The 2,444-nt window shown below is 64.7% G+C and carries 3 protein-coding genes; 2 read left to right on the top strand and 1 reads right to left on the bottom strand.

Annotated features, from left to right (window positions below):
* Positions 1-103: 103 nt before the first annotated feature.
* Complete coding sequence (locus NW75_RS21380; protein ID WP_033967405.1) at positions 104-970, bottom strand: glycine--tRNA ligase subunit alpha; 867 nt, start codon at positions 968-970, stop codon at positions 104-106.
* Positions 971-1,149: 179 nt separating this feature from the next.
* Between NW75_RS21380 and NW75_RS21375 the strand changes: the two genes are divergently transcribed.
* On the top strand, positions 1,150-2,055 hold the full coding sequence (locus NW75_RS21375; RefSeq protein ID WP_033967403.1) for a TraB/GumN family protein: 906 nt from the start codon (positions 1,150-1,152) through the stop codon (positions 2,053-2,055).
* On the top strand, positions 2,052-2,444 hold a 393-nt coding region (locus NW75_RS21370), incomplete at its 3' end, for a TraB/GumN family protein (protein ID WP_197057925.1). The genes NW75_RS21375 and NW75_RS21370, both read left to right, overlap by 4 nt.

The raw sequence follows: 2,444 nt of genomic DNA, 5'->3' as shown, positions 1-2,444 counted from the left end.
TGAGTGATACGGTGAGCGCTCTCGCCCTCACCCTTCCCACTCGGCTGCGCCGACCGGGCCCCTTCCCTCTCCCACGGGGAGAGGGAGAAATGCACTACGCTGCTCATGCTGCCCATCCCGGGAAGCGCGCTTCCCATTTGGCGGTGTTGTGCGCGATCCATGCGCCGCACGCGCCCTTCGCCAGATCGCGGACGCGGCCCATATAGGCCTGGCGCTCCGCCACCGAGATGACGCCGCGCGCCTGCAACAGGTTGAAGATGTGGCTGGCCTTGATCGCCTGCTCATAAGCCGGGATCGGAAGCTGCTTGCCGAGGCAATTCTCGCATTCGGCGACGTGCTTCTTGAACTGGTCGAACAGGCTGTCGGTATCGGCCACTTCGAAATTCCAGGTCGACATTTCGACCTCATTCTCGTGGAACACGTCGCCGTAGGTGACGCCAGCGTCGTTGAACGCAAGGTCGTACACGCTGTCCTTGTTCTGAATATACATAGCGAGGCGTTCGAGCCCGTAGGTCAGCTCGCCCGCGACGGGCTTCATGTCATAGCCGCCCATTTGCTGGAAATAGGTGAACTGCGTCACTTCCATGCCGTCGCACCACACTTCCCAGCCCAGGCCCCAGGCACCGAGCGTCGGGCTCTCCCAATCGTCCTCGACGAAGCGGATGTCGTGGACGAGCGGATCGATGCCGATCGCGGCGAGGCTGCCGAGGTACAGCGCCTGCAGATCGGGCGGGCTCGGCTTCAGGATCACCTGATATTGGTAATAATGCTGCAGCCGGTTGGGGTTCTCGCCATAGCGGCCATCGGTCGGGCGGCGGCACGGCTGGACGAACGCGGCGTTCCACGTCTCGGGGCCGAGCGCACGCAGCGTCGTCGCCGGGTGAAAGGTGCCTGCCCCCATCTCCATGTCATAAGGCTGCAGGATCAGGCAGCCGTGCTGGCTCCAATAATCATGGAGCGTAAGGATCATGCGTTGGAAGCTGAGCGGGTGTGTCACGCCCGGCGCTTTGGCGCAGCGCGGCGGGAGAATCAACCAAACGATGGCCCGGTTCGGCCACGAACGATGAATGCGGGCGCAGGCATTCTCGCAGAGGCGATATCGCGATATGGGGATTGCCGCGCGCTTGGCGACACTGTTTGGGGATGTGCATGAAGACGATCAAGACCGTATCCGCCCTGCTGGCGCTGCTGCTGGCGACACCCGCAATCGCGCAGACCCCCGCCCCGGCACCCGCTGCCCCCACCATCCCCGCCGATCCCGCCTTGTGGGTGGTGAAGGACAAGGACACGACGATCTATCTGTTCGGCACGATCCACGCGCTGAAGCCGCAGCTTAGCTGGTTCGATTCGGCGGTGCGCAAGGCGTTCGATGCGAGCGGGCAATTGGTGCTCGAAATTCCGTTGCCCAGCCCCGAACAGGCCAAAGCGGTGATCGGGCCGCTGGCGGTCGATGCGACGGGCAAGCCACTGACGCAGAAACTGAGCGCGGAGGATCGCAAGGTCTATGCCACCGCAATGGCCAAGCTCGGCATCCCTGAAACCGCGTTCGACACGTTCGAGCCGTGGTTCGCCGCGGTCACGCTCGCGCAGATCGAGCTGCAAAAATCCGGGTTCAATGCCGCCGAGGGCGTGGAAGTCGCGCTGAACGCCGCAGCCAAGGCCTCGGGCAAGCCAGTCGCGGGGTTGGAAACGCTGGAGCAGCAGCTCGGCTATTTCCACAATTTGCCGCAAACCGACCAGATCGCGTTTCTCATCTCCAGCGCGAAGGACATCGACACATTCGATTCGACGATCAACGCCATGCTCGATCGCTGGAAGGCGGGCGATGCCGAGGGCCTGAGCAAGTTGATGAACGACGATCTCACCAGCCAGCCCAACCTCTACAAAGTGCTGCTGGCCGATCGCAATGCGCGCTGGGCCGATTGGATCGACACCCGGCTGAAGACGCCGGGCACCGTGTTCATCGCGGTCGGCGCGGGGCATTTGGCGGGCAAGGACAGCGTGCAGGTCTATCTCACCAAACATCATCTGGTGGCCAAGCGAGTCCGTTATTGATCGCGCGGTGGTGCGCGCTCGGGCTGGCGCTGGCCCTGAGCGGGTGCGCGCGAGCGCCCGAAACCAAGGCGCATCCGGCGCTGTGGCGCGTGGGCGATGCGGACACCACGATCTGGTTGTTCGGGACGATCCACGCGCTGCCGCCCGGCGTTGACTGGCAAACGCCCGCCGTTGCGCGCGCAATCGCGGCGGCGGATACGCTGATCGTGGAGGTGCCGCCCGCCGATCCTGCGGCGGCGCGCGCGCAATTCGTTGCACTGGCGGAGCAGCCAGGCTTGCCGCCGATTGCGTCGCGCGTGGCCGTTGGGGATCGTCCGACGCTGGCACGCGGCATGGCGGCGGCGGGGCAAACGGCGGCGGACCTCGATGGGCTCAAAACCTGGGCGGCG

This window comes from Sphingomonas sp. Ant H11 (assembly GCF_000797515.1).
Classification (GTDB): Bacteria; Pseudomonadota; Alphaproteobacteria; order Sphingomonadales; family Sphingomonadaceae; genus Sphingomonas.
This window is presented reverse-complemented; position numbering and strand designations above follow the sequence as displayed.